Origin of the sequence: Pseudoxanthomonas sp. LH2527, from assembly GCF_022539275.1 — a bacterium.
Classification (GTDB): Bacteria; Pseudomonadota; Gammaproteobacteria; order Xanthomonadales; family Xanthomonadaceae; genus Pseudoxanthomonas_A.
In genome coordinates, this window is sequence record NZ_JAKZBW010000006.1 from 1 (window position 1) to 16,212 (window position 16,212).

Annotated in this window: 13 protein-coding genes; 8 read left to right on the plus strand and 5 right to left on the minus strand. The window is 69.2% G+C overall.

The features are described from left to right. Positions 1–34: 34 nt before the first annotated feature. Entirely contained in the window at positions 35–1,903 is a 1,869-nt protein-coding gene (locus MMG85_RS04990) for an assimilatory sulfite reductase (NADPH) flavoprotein subunit (RefSeq protein ID WP_241045130.1), read from the minus strand. Between the two features lie 205 nt (positions 1,904–2,108). Between MMG85_RS04990 and cysD the strand changes: the two genes are divergently transcribed. The 7 genes from cysD (at position 2,109) to MMG85_RS05025 (ending at position 12,454) form a co-directional block, all read left to right on the plus strand. Then, positions 2,109–3,020 carry a sulfate adenylyltransferase subunit CysD gene (cysD, locus tag MMG85_RS04995; RefSeq protein WP_055940192.1) on the plus strand — a complete coding sequence of 304 codons (912 nt, stop codon included), beginning with the start codon at positions 2,109–2,111 and terminating at the stop codon, positions 3,018–3,020. A gap of 32 nt (positions 3,021–3,052) precedes the next feature. After that, positions 3,053–5,026, plus strand: a complete 1,974-nt coding sequence (cysN, locus tag MMG85_RS05000; RefSeq protein WP_241045028.1) for a sulfate adenylyltransferase subunit CysN — start codon at positions 3,053–3,055, stop codon at positions 5,024–5,026. Positions 5,027–5,238: 212 nt separating this feature from the next. Beyond that, positions 5,239–6,285 (plus strand): efflux RND transporter periplasmic adaptor subunit, encoded by a 1,047-nt coding sequence (locus MMG85_RS05005; protein ID WP_241045131.1) that lies wholly within the window; start codon positions 5,239–5,241, stop codon positions 6,283–6,285. A gap of 5 nt (positions 6,286–6,290) precedes the next feature. Further along, a complete protein-coding gene (locus MMG85_RS05010) occupies positions 6,291–9,425 on the plus strand; it encodes an efflux RND transporter permease subunit (protein WP_241045029.1) in 3,135 nt (1,044 codons plus the stop codon). Beyond that, on the plus strand, positions 9,418–9,969 hold the full coding sequence (locus MMG85_RS05015) for a GNAT family N-acetyltransferase (protein ID WP_241045030.1): 552 nt from the start codon (positions 9,418–9,420) through the stop codon (positions 9,967–9,969). The genes MMG85_RS05010 and MMG85_RS05015 overlap by 8 nt, the downstream gene beginning before the upstream one ends. Positions 9,970–10,086: 117 nt before the next feature. Continuing rightward, positions 10,087–11,586: an alanine/glycine:cation symporter family protein gene (locus tag MMG85_RS05020; RefSeq protein ID WP_241045031.1), complete on the plus strand. Its 1,500-nt coding sequence runs from the start codon at positions 10,087–10,089 to the stop codon at positions 11,584–11,586. 1 nt (position 11,587) lies between these two features. Then, entirely contained in the window at positions 11,588–12,454 is an 867-nt protein-coding gene (locus MMG85_RS05025; protein WP_345778838.1) for a TrmH family RNA methyltransferase, read from the plus strand. 162 nt (positions 12,455–12,616) lie between these two features. On the opposite strand, the gene MMG85_RS05030 is transcribed toward MMG85_RS05025, so the two are convergent. The 4 genes from MMG85_RS05030 to MMG85_RS05045 form a co-directional block, all read right to left on the minus strand. Continuing rightward, on the minus strand, positions 12,617–14,005 hold the full coding sequence (locus MMG85_RS05030; RefSeq protein WP_241045032.1) for a M28 family peptidase: 1,389 nt from the start codon (positions 14,003–14,005) through the stop codon (positions 12,617–12,619). Positions 14,006–14,098: 93 nt separating this feature from the next. Continuing rightward, the gene (gene mscL, locus MMG85_RS05035) at positions 14,099–14,500 is read right to left on the minus strand and encodes a large-conductance mechanosensitive channel protein MscL (RefSeq protein ID WP_241045033.1); all 402 of its coding nucleotides are present in this window, start codon (positions 14,498–14,500) and stop codon (positions 14,099–14,101) included. Positions 14,501–14,736: 236 nt separating this feature from the next. Next, the gene (locus tag MMG85_RS05040) at positions 14,737–15,444 is read right to left on the minus strand and encodes a fumarylacetoacetate hydrolase family protein (RefSeq protein WP_241045034.1); all 708 of its coding nucleotides are present in this window, start codon (positions 15,442–15,444) and stop codon (positions 14,737–14,739) included. Between the two features lie 66 nt (positions 15,445–15,510). Then, positions 15,511–15,786: a hypothetical protein gene (locus MMG85_RS05045; protein ID WP_241045035.1), complete on the minus strand. Its 276-nt coding sequence runs from the start codon at positions 15,784–15,786 to the stop codon at positions 15,511–15,513. 91 nt (positions 15,787–15,877) lie between these two features. Between MMG85_RS05045 and MMG85_RS05050 the strand changes: the two genes are divergently transcribed. Further along, on the plus strand, positions 15,878–16,201 hold the full coding sequence (locus MMG85_RS05050; RefSeq protein WP_241045036.1) for a Rieske 2Fe-2S domain-containing protein: 324 nt from the start codon (positions 15,878–15,880) through the stop codon (positions 16,199–16,201). Positions 16,202–16,212 lie beyond the last annotated feature (11 nt).

Sequence of the window (16,212 nt, forward strand, 5' to 3'; positions counted from 1 at the left end):
CCCCCGCAGGCGGGGGAAGGGTGGGGGCGGGTCGTCAGTACACGTCGCGCCCGTAGCGCCCCTCCGTCTGCAACTGCACCAGGTACTCGCGGGCGGCTTCTTCATCCAGCCCGCCATGCTCCGCGACGATGGACTGCAGCGCGGCATGCACATCCTTGCCCATGCCGATGGCGCCGCACACGTACAGGTGCGCGCCGTTCTGCAGCCAGTCGTAGACGTCGCGGCCGCGTTCGCGCAGGCGGTCCTGCACGTAGATCTTGCGTGCCTGGTCGCGTGAGAAGGCCAGGTCCAGGCGATGCAGTTCGCCGCTGCGCAGTGCGTCCTGCCATTCGCTCTGGTAGAAGAAGCCGTGGTTGAAGTGCGCTGCGCCGAAGAACAGCCAGTTGCGGCCGCGTGCGCCGGTCTCGGCGCGCTCCTGCACGAAGCCGCGGAACGGCGCCACGCCGGTGCCGGGGCCGATCATCAGGATGTCGCGGCTGCCGTCGGCCGGCACGCGGAAGCGCTCGTTGGCCTCGATGTAGACCGGCACCTGATCGCCTTCCTCGCGGGCGGCGAGGAAGCCGCTGGCCGCACCGCCATGCGCATGGCCGAATGCGTCGTAACCCAGCACGTCGACGGTCAGGTGGGCTTCCTCGCCCACGCGCTTGCGGCTGGAGGCGATGGAATACAGGCGAGGTGCCAGCGGCCGCAGCGCGGCGACCAGCTCCTGCGCGGACCAGCCGGCGGGCCAGCGGCGCAGCACGTCGACCAGCTGGTGCGTGTTGAACAGCTGCGCCAGCGCCGCATTCTGCGCGGGTGCCAGGAGGGTGTTGAGTTCATCGGCCTGCGCGTGTGCGGCGTGCGTGGCGAGGAACGGGCGCGACAGCCGGGTCAGTTCTCGGCGCGCGGCCAGCCATTCGCGCAGCGGCAGGGTGTCGCCGCCATCGCTGACGGCGGTGTCGCCGTCCAGCCGCAGCGCCTCCAGCACACCATCGACGAGCACGGCAGGATTGCGGTGGCGCACGCCCAGTGCGTCGCCGGGCTCGTAGTGCAGGCCGCTGCCTTCCAGCGACAGTTCGATGTGGCGCACGTCCTTGTCGGCCACGCCGTGCTGGCCGAAGCGCGGGCCCTTGAAGTCGCGGCCGCTGATGCGCTGGTTGAGCAGCAGCTCGGCGGGGAAGGGGTGTTCGTGCGTCCAGAGCGCGGCGTGGCCGGGACGCAGCGGCGTCACCGTCGCCAGTGGCGCGGCGCCTGTGGCCGGCGCCCTCAGCAGCTCGCGGGCCTGCGCGAGTGCCTGTTCGCGCCACGGGGTGGCGACGGTGTCGATGTCGAGGTCGGCCAGGCCAGTGGCGAGCAGGCGGCTGCCGCCGAGTTCGGCCAGGCGCGCGTCGAGCCGCGTGGCGATGCCGCAGAAATCGGCGTAGCTGGAGTCGCCCAGGCCGAGCACGGCGTACTTCAGTTCCGGCAGCTTCGGCGCGCGTTTGCCACGCAGGAACTCGACCAGGCCGATGCTGTCGTCCGGCGGATCGCCTTCGCCCTGGGTGCTGATGACGATATAGAGCAGACGCTCGCTGGCCAGTTCGCGCTGCGGGTAGGCATCGGCGCGCAGCAGGCGCACCGACACGCCGGCGCCTTCGGCCTGCTGCGCCAGGGCTTCGGCGGCGCGGCGGGCGTTGCCGGTCTGGCTGCCGTAGACGATGGTCAGGCGCTGCGCGGCCGGGGCGCCGGGCGCCGGGGCGATCGCCTTGGGCGATGCGGCGGCGGAGGCCGTCGGCGCTGCCAACTGCGCCTGCGCCAGTCCGGCGGCATAGCCGGAGACCCACCACAGACTGGCACCGTCCAGGCCGGCCACGGCCTGGGCCAGCAGCGCCCGCCGTTCCTCCGCGAGGGGGATGGGGGCAAGGACAGGCTGGGTGGCGGACATCGGCATGGCCCGTGGGCGCGAGGGGGACGACCGATGGTAGGGAGACGCCGGGACCGCCAGAAAGGACGCATGGTTATGGGCTTATGGCCTGCGCTTATTTCGCCGGCATGCACCCACCGCCGAATACTGCCCGCCCTCCCGGACCCGTTGGCGACGCCCTGCTAGGCTAGCCCGTCCGGACCCACCGTCCCCGCTGCCTGCCTCGATGACTGCCGTACCCCGCCTGTCCCACCTCGACCGCCTTGAAGCGGAAAGCATCCACATCCTGCGCGAGGTCGCCGCCGAATTCCGCAACCCGGTGCTGCTGTACTCGGTGGGCAAGGACAGTTCGGTGCTGCTGCACCTGTTGCTGAAGGCCTTCGCCCCGGCGCGCCCGCCGATCCCGCTGCTGCACGTGGATACGCGCTGGAAGTTCCGCGAGATGATCGCGTTCCGCGACCAGCGCGCCGCCGAGACCGGGGTGGACCTGCGCGTGCACATCAACCCGGACGGCATCGCCCGCGACATCGGCCCGATCAGCCACGGCGCCACCGTCCACACCGACGTGATGAAGACCCAGGGCCTGAAGCAGGCGCTGGACCACTACAAGTTCGATGCGGCCATCGGCGGCGCCCGCCGCGACGAGGAGAAGTCGCGCGCCAAGGAGCGCGTGTTCTCCTTCCGCAACGACAGGCACCGCTGGGACCCGAAGAACCAGCGTCCCGAACTGTGGAACCTCTACAACGCCCGCATCCACACCGGCGAGAGCGTGCGTGTGTTCCCGCTGTCGAACTGGACCGAACTGGACATCTGGCTCTACATCTACCGCGAGCACATCCCGGTGGTGCCGCTGTACTTCGCCGCCGAGCGGCCGGTGGTCGAGCGCGATGGCGCCCTGCTGATGGTCGACGACGAGCGCCTGCCGCTGCGCGAGGGCGAAGTGCCGCAACAGCGCCGCGTCCGCTTCCGCACCCTGGGCTGCTACCCGCTGACCGGCGCGATCGAGTCCGAGGCCGATTCGCTGGAGAAGATCATCGCCGAGATGCTGGTGACCACCAGCTCCGAACGCCAGGGCCGCGTGATCGACCACGATCCCGGCGCATCGATGGAGAAGAAGAAGCTGGAGGGGTATTTCTGATGAAGCCGGGAATCGGGAATCGGGAATCGGGAATGGAAGAGCCGACGGTACGCAAGATGGAGGGTGTGGATGTGGACGCGGGCGCGGTGTCGAAGGCGGACGCTGCCGCCATTCCCCATTCCCCATTCCCCATTCCCGGTGGCAGCGACATCGCCACCTACCTCAAACAACACGAATCCAAGCCGCTGCTGCGCTTCATCACCTGCGGTAGCGTGGACGATGGCAAGAGCACGCTGATCGGGCGCCTGCTGCACGACAGCAAGCGCCTGTTCGACGACCAGCTGGCGGCGCTGGAGAAGGACAGCCGCAAGCACGGCACGCAGGGCGAGCGCATCGATTACGCGCTGCTGCTGGACGGTCTGGCCGCCGAGCGCGAGCAGGGCATCACCATCGACGTGGCCTACCGCTACTTCGACACGGACCAGCGCAAGTTCATCGTCGCCGACTGCCCCGGCCACGAGCAGTACACGCGCAACATGGCCACCGGCGCGTCCACCGCGGACCTGGCGGTGGTGCTGGTGGACGCGCGCAAAGGTCTGCTGACGCAGACCCACCGGCACAGCTACATCGTCTCGCTGCTCGGCATCCGCCACGTGGTGCTGGCGGTGAACAAGATGGACCTGGTCGAGTTCGACGAGGCCGTGTTCGAGCGCATCGCCGCCGATTACCGCGCGCTGGCGCAGCGGCTGGGCATCGCCGAGGTCACCTGCATCCCGCTGTCTGCGCTGGAAGGCGACAACCTGTCCTCGCGGTCCGCGCGCACGCCGTGGTACGCCGGTCCGGCGCTGCTGGAGCACCTGGAACGGGTGCAGGTCGATGCGCAGGACGATGGCGGCGCCCTTCGCCTGCCGGTGCAGTGGGTGAACCGCCCGCACCAGAATTTCCGCGGCTACGCCGGCACCATCGCCGCCGGCGCGGTGAAGCCCGGCGACGAGATCATCGTGCTGCCGTCGGCGCGCCGTTCGCGGGTGACGCAGGTGCTCGGCGCCGATGGCGAGGTCGCTTCGGCCGGTGCGGGGCAGGCGGTGACGCTGACCCTGGCCGACGAGATCGACATCAGCCGTGGCGACGTGATCGCCGCCGGTGGCGATCCGCCGGAAGTGGCCGACCAGTTCGCCGCGCATGTGCTGTGGATGTCCGACGCGCCGCTGCTGCCGGGACGGCCCTATTGGCTGAAGATCGGCGCGCGTACCGTGTCCGCCACGGTCACCGAGATCAAGCACCGCATCGACGTGAACACCCAGGAGCACCTGGCCGCCAAGCGGCTGGAGCTCAACGAGGTCGGCTACTGCAACCTCAGCCTGGACGAGCCCATCGCCTTCGAGGCCTATGCACGCAACCGCGCGCTGGGCGGCTTCATCCTGATCGACCGCTACGACAACACCACCGCCGGCGCCGGCACCCTGGATTTCGCGCTTCGTCGTGCCGGCAACGTGCACTGGCAGCATGTCGATGTCGACAAGGCCGCGCGCGCGCGCCAGAAGGGCCAGGCGCCGAAGGTGCTGTGGTTCACGGGCCTGTCCGGCGCGGGCAAGTCGACCATCGCCAACCTGGTGGACAAGCGCCTGCATGCGCTCGGCTACCACAGCTTCCTGCTGGACGGCGACAACGTGCGCCACGGCCTGAACCGCGACCTGGGTTTCACCGACGAGGATCGCGTGGAGAACATCCGCCGCGTGGCGGAAGTGGCCAGGCTGATGGCCGACGCCGGCCTGATTGTGCTGGTCAGCTTCATCTCGCCATTCCGCGCCGAGCGGCGGATGGCGCGCGAGCGTTTCGCCGACGACGAGTTCGTCGAGGTCTTCGTCGACGTGCCGCTGGCGCTGGCCGAGGCCCGCGATGTGAAGGGCCTGTACCGCAAGGCGCGCGCGGGCCTGATCCCCAATTTCACCGGCATCGATTCGCCGTACGAGGTGCCCGAGCATCCGGAGCTGCACCTGCACGCAGGTGAACAGGCCCCCGAAGCGCTGGCGCTGCAGGTGCTCGCCCACCTGGGCCTGGAGTAGCCGTTCAGCACGGATCCGGCCCGCAAGGGCCATTGGTCATGGCGGGCGGTGTGCACCGTCCGCCCTTTGGCGCGTTTACGGCACGTGCCGCCGCATCCGTGACACTGCGTGTCCCGTAGGGTCGGTAAACTCCTCGAATAATGATGATTACGGGACCCTCCATGCTCAGCCGATCCGTCCTCCGCGCGCTCGCGGTCGCCCTGCCCCTGCTGATGCTCGCCGGCTGCGGCGACGACGAGGCGCAGGCGAAGGCCAACGGCGGGCCGGCGGAGCGGCCGATTCCGGTGACCACCCAGCAGATCCAGCTCACCGCCTGGAACGACACCCTGCAGGCGCTGGGTACGGCCAAGGCGCGCGAATCCGTCACCCTGACCGCGAAGGTCAGCGAGATCGTGCAGGACGTGCACTTCGAGAGCGGGCAGCAGGTGGGTGCCGGCCAGAAGCTGGTCACCCTGAAGGGCGATGCCGCGCAGGCCACGCTGGTCCAGGCCGAGGCGACCTACGCCGAAGCCGAGCGGCTTTACCGCCGGCAGAAGGAACTGGCCGACCAGCAGCTGATCGCGCGCTCGCAACTCGATACCCAGCTCGCCCTTCGCGACGCCGCCGCCGCGCGCGTGCGCCAGGCGCGCGCCGACATCGGCGACCGCAGCGTACGCGCGCCGTTCGCCGGCGTGCTGGGCATCCGCCAGGTCAGCCCCGGTTCGCTGATCACCGCCAACAGCACCATCGCCACGCTCGACGACATCTCGCGCATGTATGTGGACTTCCAGGTGCCGGAAGCGGCGCTGGCCTCGGTCGAGGCCGGCAACGCCGTGACCGCGACTGCCGCCGCCTATCCGGGCGAGTCGTTCGAGGGGCAGGTGGAAACCATCGAGGCGCGCATCGACGCCAACACCCGCGCGGTGACCGTGCGCGCGGTGTTCCCGAACGAGGCACGCAAGCTGCGCCCCGGCATGCTGCTGGACGTGCGCCTGTTCCGCCCCGAGCGGCAGGCGCTGGTGATCCCGGAGATCGCGGTGGTGCAGGTGGGTCGCGACTCCTTCGTCTATCGGGTCAAGGCGGACGGCAGCGTCGAACAGGCGCCGGTGACCGCCGGCGTGCGCCGCGACGGGAAGGTCGAAATCCTCAAGGGCGTCGCCGCCGGCGACCGCATCGTCATTGACGGCACCGGCAAGCTGCGTCCGGGCGTGAAGGTGGCCGATGCCGCGCCCGCCGCGCCGGCGAAGCAGGACGCGCCCGCGGCCGACGGCCAGGGCTGAGCGCCATGAAGCTCTCCGACCTGTCGATCAAGCGCCCCGTCTTCGCGGTGGTGGTCAGCCTGCTGCTGGTGGTGCTGGGCGTGATGTCGTTCCTGCGCCTGACCCTGCGCGAGCTGCCCAACATCGACCCGCCCATCGTGTCGGTGGAGGTGAACTACCCGGGCGCCTCGGCCGCCGTCGTCGAGACGCGCGTCACCCAGATCCTCGAAGACGGCCTGTCCGGCATCGAGGGCATCAAGACCATCCAGTCCAGCAGCCGCAACGGCCGCTCCGACGTCACCATCGAGTTCAACCTCAGCCGCGATATCGAGGCCGCCGCCAACGACGTGCGCGACCGCGTCAGCCGGGTGATGGACCGCATGCCCGACGAGGCCGATCCGCCGGAGATCTCCAAGGTCGAAGCCGACGCCGACGTCATCATCTGGTTGAACATGCGCTCCACCGTGATGGACACGATGGAGCTGACCGACTACGCCGACCGCTACGTGCTGGACCGGCTGTCCTCGCTCGACGGCGTGGCCCGCGTGCAGCTGGGTGGCGGCCAACGCTACGCCATGCGCATCTGGCTGGACCGCGAGGCGATGGCCGCGCGCGGCGTCACCACCAGCGATGTCGAGACCGCGCTGCGGGCGCAGAACGTGGAACTGCCGGCCGGCCGCATCGAATCCGCCACCCGCGACTTCACCCTGCGCGTCGAGCGCGGCTACCAGCGGCCGGAACAGTTCTCGCAGCTGCCGCTGCGCAAGGGCGCCGACGGTTACGTGGTACGGCTTGGCGACGTGGCCAAGGTGGAGCTGGGTGCCGAGGAGCGTCGCTCCTATCTGCGCAGCAACGCCGTGCCGAACGTCGGCCTGGGCATCGTGCGTACCTCCACCGCCAACGCCTTGGACGTGGCGCGCGCGGCACGTGCCGAAGCGGAGGTCATCCAGCAGACGCTGCCGGAAGGTACCGAGATCTTCATCGCCTACGACAGCACCACCTTCATCGAAGCCTCCATCGAGCGCGTGTACTGGACGCTGGGTGAGGCGATGGTGCTGGTGTTCCTGGTCATCTGGCTGTTCCTGGGCAGCCTGCGCGCGGCGCTGATTCCCGCAGTGACGGTACCGGTCTGCCTGATCGCGTCTTTCATCGCGCTGTACGCCTTCGGCTTCTCGATCAACCTGCTCACGCTGCTGGCGCTGGTGCTCTGCATCGGCCTAGTGGTGGACGACGCCATCGTGGTGCTGGAGAACGTGCAGCGGCGCGCCGACCTGGGCGAGCCATCGCTGGTGGCGGCGCGGCGCGGCACCTCACAGGTGGCGTTCGCGGTGATCGCCACCACGGCGGTGCTGGTGGCGGTGTTCCTGCCTGTGGGTTTCATGGAAGGCAACACCGGACGCCTGTTCCGTGAGCTCTCCGTCGCCCTCGCGGCGGCGGTGGCGATCTCCGCGTTCGTCGCGCTGACGCTGACGCCGATGATGTCGTCCAAGCTGGTGCGGCCGCATACCGAGCCGCGCGGACTCAATGCGTGGACCAACCGCACGCTGACCCGCGTCAGCAACGGATACGCCCGGCATGTCGAACGGCTGGTGGCCCTGTCGGGCAAGCGCATCCTCGGCATGCTGTTCGCGGCGATGGCCATCTGCGGCATCGCCATCGTCGCGCTGGGTCTGCGCGTTCCCAGCGAACTGGCGCCGCCCGAGGATCGCGGGCGCTTCTTCGTGATGGTCGACGGCCCGGAGGGGGCCGGCTTCGATTACATGGTCGGCCAGATGCAGCAGGTCGAGAAGATCGTCATGGCGCAGGTGGGCGAGGACAAGCCCGTCGACCGCGCCAACTCGCGCACGCCGCGCGGCTTTGGCGGCAGCGAGGACATGCACACCGGTCAGGTGATCGTGTTCCTGCACGACTGGCACGAGCGCGACGTCGCCACCGACGACGTGGTGGCGCAGCTGCGCGGCGAGCTGGCCAAGCTGCCCGGGGTGCAGGCGCGCGCCAATGTCCCCGGTGGCCTGGTAGGCAGCCGCGGCCAGCGTTACCAGCTGGTGCTCGGCGGCCCGGACTACGCCGAACTGGCGCAGTGGCGCGACCGCATCCTGCAACGGCTGGAATCCAATCCCGGCATCCAGGACCCGGATTCGGACTACAAGGAAACGCGCCCGCAGATGCGCGTGAACATCGATCGCGACCGCGCCGCCGACCTCGGCGTGTCGGTGCAGGAGATCGGCCGCACGCTGGAGACGATGATGGGGTCGCGCCAGGTGACCACCTACGTGGACAGCGGCGAGGAATACGACGTCATGCTGCAGGCCGGCCGCGAGCGTCGCGCCAATCCCGAGGACCTGGCGAACACCTACGTGCGCGGCGGCAATGGCGCGCTGATCCCGCTGTCCAACCTGGTGACACTGAGCGAGATCGCCGAGCCCGGCAGCCTCAACCGCTTCAATCGCCTGCGCGCGATCACCATCAGTGCCGGCCTGGCGCCGGGCTACAGCATGGGCGAAGCGCTGGAGTGGACGCGGCAGGTGGTGGCGGAGGAATTGCCGGACTACGCGCAGATCGACTGGAAAGGCGAGTCGCGCGAGTACCAGGAAGCCGGCGGCGCCATTCTGCTGACCTTCACGCTGGCGTTGCTGATCGTCTACCTGGTGCTGGCGGCGCAGTTCGAGAGCTTCATCCATCCGCTGATCATCATGCTGACGGTGCCGCTGGCGGTGCTGGGGGCATTGATCGGCCTGTGGGTCACCGGCGGCACGCTCAACCTCTTCAGCCAGATCGGCATCGTCATGCTGATCGGCCTGGCGGCGAAGAACGGCATCCTGATCGTCGAATTCGCCAACCAGCTGCGCGATGACGGCGCCAGCGTCGGCCAGGCCATCGCCGAGTCCGCCCGCGTACGCCTGCGCCCGATCCTGATGACCTCCGTGGCCACCGTGATGGGCGCGGTGCCGCTGGTGCTGGCAGGCGGTCCGGGGTCGGCCAGCCGCGCGACCATCGGCATCGTGGTGATCTTCGGCGTGACTTTCTCCACGCTGCTGTCGCTGTACGTGGTGCCGGCGTTCTACGCGTTGCTGGCCCCGTTCACGCGCTCGCCGGACGCGGTGGCGCACGAACTGGGCAAGCTGGAGGCGGAGACGCCGTCCGTGGGTGGCCATGGCTGAGCCCGGCGCACGCCCGCATGCCGGCGTGCGCATCGAGGGCGAGGGATTCCTGCTGCGCGCCTGGCGGCAGGATGACCTGGCGTCGCTGCTGCAGCATGCGGATGATCCGCAGGTGCCGCGCGGCCTGAGCGACCGCTTCCCGCATCCCTACACGCGCGCCGATGGCGAAGCCTTCCTGGCTGGCCGCGTGGTGGACTTCGCACATCCCGTGTTCGCCATCGACATCGACGGCGAGGCCTGCGGCGGCATCGCCGCACGCCCCCATGTGGGCGAGAAAGCGCACAGCGCCGAACTCGGCTACTGGCTCGGCCGGCGTCACTGGGGCTGCGGCTACATGACGCGCGTGGTCGCGGCCTATCTGGACTGGGTGGTTCCCGCACTGGGGCTGGTCAGGATCGAGGCCAACGTGCTGGATACCAATCCGGCCTCGGCGCGGGTGCTGGAGAAGAACGGATTCGTCGAGGAAGGCTGCCGGCGCAGCGCCCTCCGCAAGCCGGACGGACTGCACGACCTGAGGCTGTTCGGCCGCGTCCGGGTGGGCTGAAACGTCCGCAGGGACTGCGCAGCGGCGCGTGTTGCGGTTATCTTGCAGGGACCCGGTGGCGCCCTGCGCCGCCTTCCCGTATCCCGCGCACGCACGAACGAACGGAGACGCATCCCCGTGGAAGCCTTTTTCAACTGGTTGAACGGCATCATCTGGAGCAACGCGCTGATCGCGCTGTGCCTGGGTGCCGGCCTGTGGTTCACCCTCCGCACCCGCGTGATGCAGGTGCGCGGCTTCGCCGAGATGTGCCGGCTGACGGTGACCGGGCAGAAATCCGACGCGGGCGTGTCCTCGTTCCAGGCCCTGGCCATCTCGATGGCCGGCCGCATGGGCATCGGCAACATCGCCGGCGTCGCCACCGCGATCGCCTACGGCGGTCCCGGCGCGGTGTTCTGGATGTGGGTGATGGGCTTCCTCGGCGCGTCCACGTCGTACATCGAGTGCACGCTGGCCCAGATCTACAAGGAAAAGGATGCCGAAGGGCGTTACCGCGGCGGTCCGGCCTACTACATCGAAAAGGCGATGGGCCTGAAGTGGTATGCGGTGACGTTCGCCGTGGCCACCGTCATCGCCACCGGCCTGCTGCTGCCGGGCGTGCAGGCCAACGCCATCGCCGACAGTGCCAGCACGGTGCTGTGCGGCCTGGGCAACTGCGAGGTGGCCGGCGGCGCGGGAGCGCTGAAGCTGTGGATCGGCCTGGGCGTGGCGGCGCTGCTGGCGCTGATCATCTTCGGTGGCATCAAGCGCATCGCCACGTTCGCTGAAATCGTGGTGCCGTTCATGGCGCTGGCCTTCATCCTGATGGCGGTGACGGTGATGATCGTCAATGCCGACAAGGTGCCGGCGATGTTCTCCGACATCTTCAGCAGCGCGTTCGGCGCGCATGCGGCGTTCGGCGCGATCCTCGGCCAGGCCATCGCCTGGGGCGTGAAGCGCGGCATCTACGCCAACGAGGCCGGCCAGGGCACCGGCCCGCACGCGGCCGCCGCCGCCGAGGTCTCGCACCCGGCCAAGCAGGGCTATGTGCAGGCCTTCGCCATCTACTTCGACACCATGCTGGTGTGCACCTCCACGGCGTTCCTGGTGTTGTCCACCGGCATGTACAACACGTTCCGCACTGTCACCGAGAACGGCGTGCAGAAGCTGGAGGCGATCGTCACCGGCGTCCCCGGGCTGCAGCCGTCCGAGGGCGCGCTGTACACCCAGGCCGCCGTGGAATCGGTGCTGCCGGGCGGCGGCGCGATCTTCGTGGCGGTGGCGCTGTTCTTCTTCGCCTTCACCACCATCATGGCCTACTACTACATGGCCGAAACCAACCTGACCTACCTTGCCGGCGTGAAGAAGACGCATCCGCTGGCGACCTTGCTGCTGCGGCTGGGCATCATCGGCATGGTGGTGTTCGGCGCGTACCACAACGCGGCGATGGCCTGGACGCTGGGCGATATCGGCGTGGGCGTGATGGCGTGGTTGAACGTCATCGCCATCCTGATCCTGCAGAAGCCGGCGCTGATCGCGCTGCGCGACTACGAGCGGCAGAAGAAGCTGGGCCTGGACCCGACCTTCGATCCGGACGCGCTGGGCATCCGCAACGCCGATTTCTGGAAGACGAAGGCCTGACGTGAGCAATCCCTGGAACACGCGGCCGCCGCGCCCGCCCGGCTCACCGCCGGAGCGGCGCCGTCCACCGCGCGCGCAGGAGGATCATCGTCCTGCACATGCGGCCGTCCCGCGGGAAGAGCGGGCCGCCGGCGCCTCGCGCAGCGAACTGCGCATGTACGGCCTGAATGCCGTGCACGCGGTGTTCGCGCGTCGGCCCGAGGCCATCCGCAAGGTCTACCTGCTCGAGTCGCGCATTCCCGCGCTGAAGCCGTTGCTGGCGTGGTGCGTGAAGCAGCGCGTCGGCTATCGCGTGGTGGAAGAAGGCGACCTCGATCGGCTGGCCGCCAGCACGCACCACGAAGGCGTGGTCGCCGACGTGGTGAAAGCCGAGCCGGTACCGATGGGCGACTGGCTGCGGGCATTGCCGGCAGGCCAGCCGCTGGCGGCGCTGTGGCTGGATGGCGTGGGCAATCCGCACAACTTCGGCGCCATCCTGCGTTCGGCCGCGCATTTCGGCGTGGCCGGCATCCTGCTGCCGCGCGACTCCACGCTGGCGCTGTCTGGCGCGGCGGCGCGCGTGGCCGAAGGCGGCGCCGAGCAGGTCCCGCTGGTGCGCATGGGGCAGGCCGACAATGCGGCCGCCCAGCTGCGCAACGCGGGGTTCTCGCTCGCCGCCACCCTCGCGCGCGGTGGCGACGACCTGTTCGCCGCCGCGCTGCCGCAGCGGATGGTCTACGTGATGGGCGCCGAAGGCGAGGGCATGGATGCGCGCCTGGCCGAGGCCTGCGACCTGCGCCTGTCGATTCCCGGCAGCGGTGCGGTCGAAAGCCTCAACGTCGCCGCCGCGACGGCGGTGTTCCTGGCGCAGTGGAAGCAGCGTCTGTAGAGCGGAGCTTGCTCCGCTGCTCCTGGGCCCGCTGCTGGACCCCGCTGGTCCCTGTAGGAGTGCCCCAAGGGCGCGATGCCTTTCGGTCGGTCACCTGAAACGCATCGCGGGCATGGCCCGCTCCTACAAAGGCAGGCAACTGGCTGGGCAGGATCGCAATGCCTATTCCTTCAGCCGACTGCCGAAGTCGCCCTCGGCTTCCGCTGCCAGGTACGCGAACACGGTATACGCGGCGACGTTCTGCGCCAGCGCGGCGGGATCGATCTTGTTCAGCGTGTCATCGGCGTTGTGGTGCAGGTCAAAGTAGTCGCTGCCGTCCTGCGCCAGCCACGCCCACGCCATGCCCTTGGCCGCGAACGGACTGATGTCCGGGCCTGCGCTGCCCTTGCCCGGTGCGTACTCGATGCCCAGCGGCGCCAGCGCCTGCGCGATCTGCTCGGTGGCCTTGCGCGCGTGCTCCGGCGCGCCGGTATTGAACGCGTAGATGCGGCCCGCGCCGAAGTCGCTTTCGGCAGCGATCTGGTGGCGGCTGATGTCGGCCAGGTGCTTCTCGGCATACGCCTTGCCGCCGTACAGGCCCTGCTCCTCGTTGGCGAAGGCGATCACGCGGATCGTGCGCTTCGGTGCCTGCTTCAGTTTCCCGATCAGATGGCCGGCGGCCATGGTGATGCCGATGCCGGCGCCATCGTCGATCGCGCCGGTGCCCAGGTCCCACGAATCCAGATGCCCGCCGATCACCACGACCTCCTTCGGCAGGCTGCGCCCGGTGATCTCGCCGATCACGTTGTGCGAGGTGTACTCGCCCTCCCAGCCGCAGTCCAGCGCCAGCGACACGCGCACCGGGCCACGCTGCAGCAGGCGCGCCAGCTGGTCGGCGTCGGGGATGGTCAGCGACGCGGACGGCACCGGCGTGAGGCCCTCATCGAAACGGGTGATGCCGGTATGCGCGACACGGTGGTTGTCGGTACCGGCCGAGCGCATGAGAAAGGCGATGGCGCCCTTGCGGATCGCCGCCGACGGCCCCTTCGAGCGGATCGCGCCGCCATTGCGATAGTCGCTGCCGTCGCGCGCGGCCTTCATCTGGTAATCGACGAAGGCGATCTTCCCGGCCAGCGCGCCATCCGGCGCCGCTTCCAGCGCCGCGAGGTCGGCGAAGCGGACGATCTCCGCCTCCACGGTGCCGGCAGGGCTGCCGCCCAGCGCGGTGACCGTCAGCGGTTGCGCATGCGCGCCGAGAATCGCGGCGCGCTCGCTGCGGCGCACCCACTTCGGGAAGGTCACCGGCTCCAGCCAGACCTTGTCGAAACCGAGCGCCTTGAACTTCGCCTGCGCCCACGCCACCGCCTTCGCATCGGCCTCGCTGCCGGCCAGGCGCGGACCGATCTCGGTGGTCAGCGATTCGACCACCTTCCAGCCGGTGTCGTCAGCCAGCGCCTGTTCGCGCAGGGTGGCGGCGGTGGCCAGGGCGGCGTCCGGAATGCGCGTCTCGCGCTCGGCGGCCAGGGCGGGAACGGCGAGGGTCAGGGCGAGCAACAGCGGAGCAAGGCGCATGGCATATCCCGGAAAAACGAAGGCCACGAGCTTAGCAGCCCGTGGCCTCGTGGTTCCTTTGCCGGTGTTGCCGGTTCGGAATGCAGCGTCCGCTTACTTCTTCAGCGCATCGCGGATTTCGCGCAGCAGCGCGATGTCTTCCGGCGTGGCGGCTTCCGGTGCCGGCGCGCGCACGCGGTTGTAGGCCTTCAGGAACAGGAAGATCACGAAGGCGATGATCAGGAAGTCGATCGCCGTCTGCAGGAAGGCACCGTACTTCAGCAGCAGCGCGGGCACGATTTCCTTGCCGGTGGCGTCCACTTCGGCGGCACGCAGCGTCACCGCCAGGTCGCTGAACTTCACGCCGCCCATCATCAGGCCCACCAGCGGCATCACGATGCCGTCCACCAGGCTGCTGACGATCTTGCCGAAAGCCGCGCCGATCACCACACCGACGGCCAGGTCGACCACGTTGCCGCGCGAAACGAACTCCTTGAACTCGCTGATCATGCCCATGCTGATGTCTCCTCCACGAAGTCGCCGACACATCGGCGGGGCAGACTATACCTGCTGCCTTGCCGCTCCGTCTTCCGGATCGGGTGTGGGATCCGCCGGATCGTCGCACTCCCTCGATGCATCGCTGTAGGAGCGCCCCATGGGCGCGATGCCTCTTGGTCTGCGACCAGAAAAGCATCGCGCCCATGGGGCGCTCCTACAAGACCGTGAGAGGGTCGGGACAGGGATGGTGGTGATCAGGCGACGATGCGGCCGCGAAGCTCGACCACGCCATCCAGCGAGGCGATGAAGGTGTCGCCCGGCACCAGCGCGGCCACGCCCGCGGGGGTACCCATGAAGACCAGATCGCCGGCTTTCAGTGCATAGAGCGTCGACAGCTCGTGCAGGATGTCGGGCACGTCCCAGATCAGGTCGTGCAGCGATCCGTGCTGGCGGGTTTCGCCGTTCACGCGCAGGGTCAGGGTGCGGTCCTCCAGCGTGCCGACCTCGGCAACGGGAACCAGTTCGCTCACCGGCGCGGAATGATCGAAGCCCTTGCCCGTGTCCCAGGGCAGGCCCTTGGCCTTCGCGGCCGCCTGCAGGTCGCGGCGCGTGAGGTCCAGGCCGATGCCGTAGGCCGCCACGAGCGCCGGCGCATCCTCGCGCGCGAGCGGACCGGCGGGTGCGTCGGCGCCGAGCGCCACGACCAGTTCCACTTCATGGTGAAGATCGTGCGTACCGGGCGGATAGGGCACGTCCGCGCCACCGGTGACGATGGCATCGGCGGGCTTGTGGAAGAACACCGGGGTGCCGCGCTCGGCCTTCGAGGCCGGTGCGGCCGCGCCCATTTCACGCGCGTGGTCGGCGAAGTTGCGGCCGACGCAGAAGATGCGTCGCACCGGGAACGTACCACCACCGCGGACGGGTACGCGCGGTACCGGCGGGGCAGGAATGATGTCGGTCATGGCGGCCATGCAGGAGAGAAGCGGCCGCAGAGTGTAGGGGCAACGGGGTGCCCCGCGGGCACAGGGTCAGCGCGGCTGCGGCAGTACCTGCTTGCGCACCACGTGGTATTCGGCATCCACCACGCGTGCGTCGCGGGCCTGCGGCTTGCCGCGCTGGCGCACCAGCTTGTACACCACACCGGCCGCGATCATCGCGGCCCCGACGAAGACGCTGAAGAACACCAGCACGCCCAGCAACACCACGCCCAGCAGGCCCAGGCCGACCCGCAGCAGCGGATGGCGCGGCTTGCGCGGCGCGAAGACATGGCGGAAGGCGTTGAACTGGAAATGGCGTGCGTACATGGTGGGGCGTCGTGACAGAATGCGGCGGGGGCCGGTACAGGGCAGTATCGGATGACAGTCAGATGACCGTGTGAGGACTTCGTTAAGCGATATGCGACTGAGCGCACTGAATGACATCGCCGATGGCGGGTTCGCCGAGGTTGAAGCCTCGATCGGCGACGATGCCGAGTCGTTGATCCTGTATCGCAATGGCGAGCACGTCCGTGCGTGGCTGAACGTCTGCCCGCATGCCGGTCGCCGTCTCGACTGGGCGCCCGGCCAGTTCCTCAAGAGCAAGGACGGCCATCTGGTCTGCGCCGCGCACGGCGCTTCGTTCGAACTGCTGCGCGGTGATTGCGTCGCCGGTCCGTGCCGCGGCGATGCCTTGCGCGCCGTCGCCGTGCAGGTGCGCGACGGCGAGGTTTGGCTGGACTGAGCGCCGGGGAG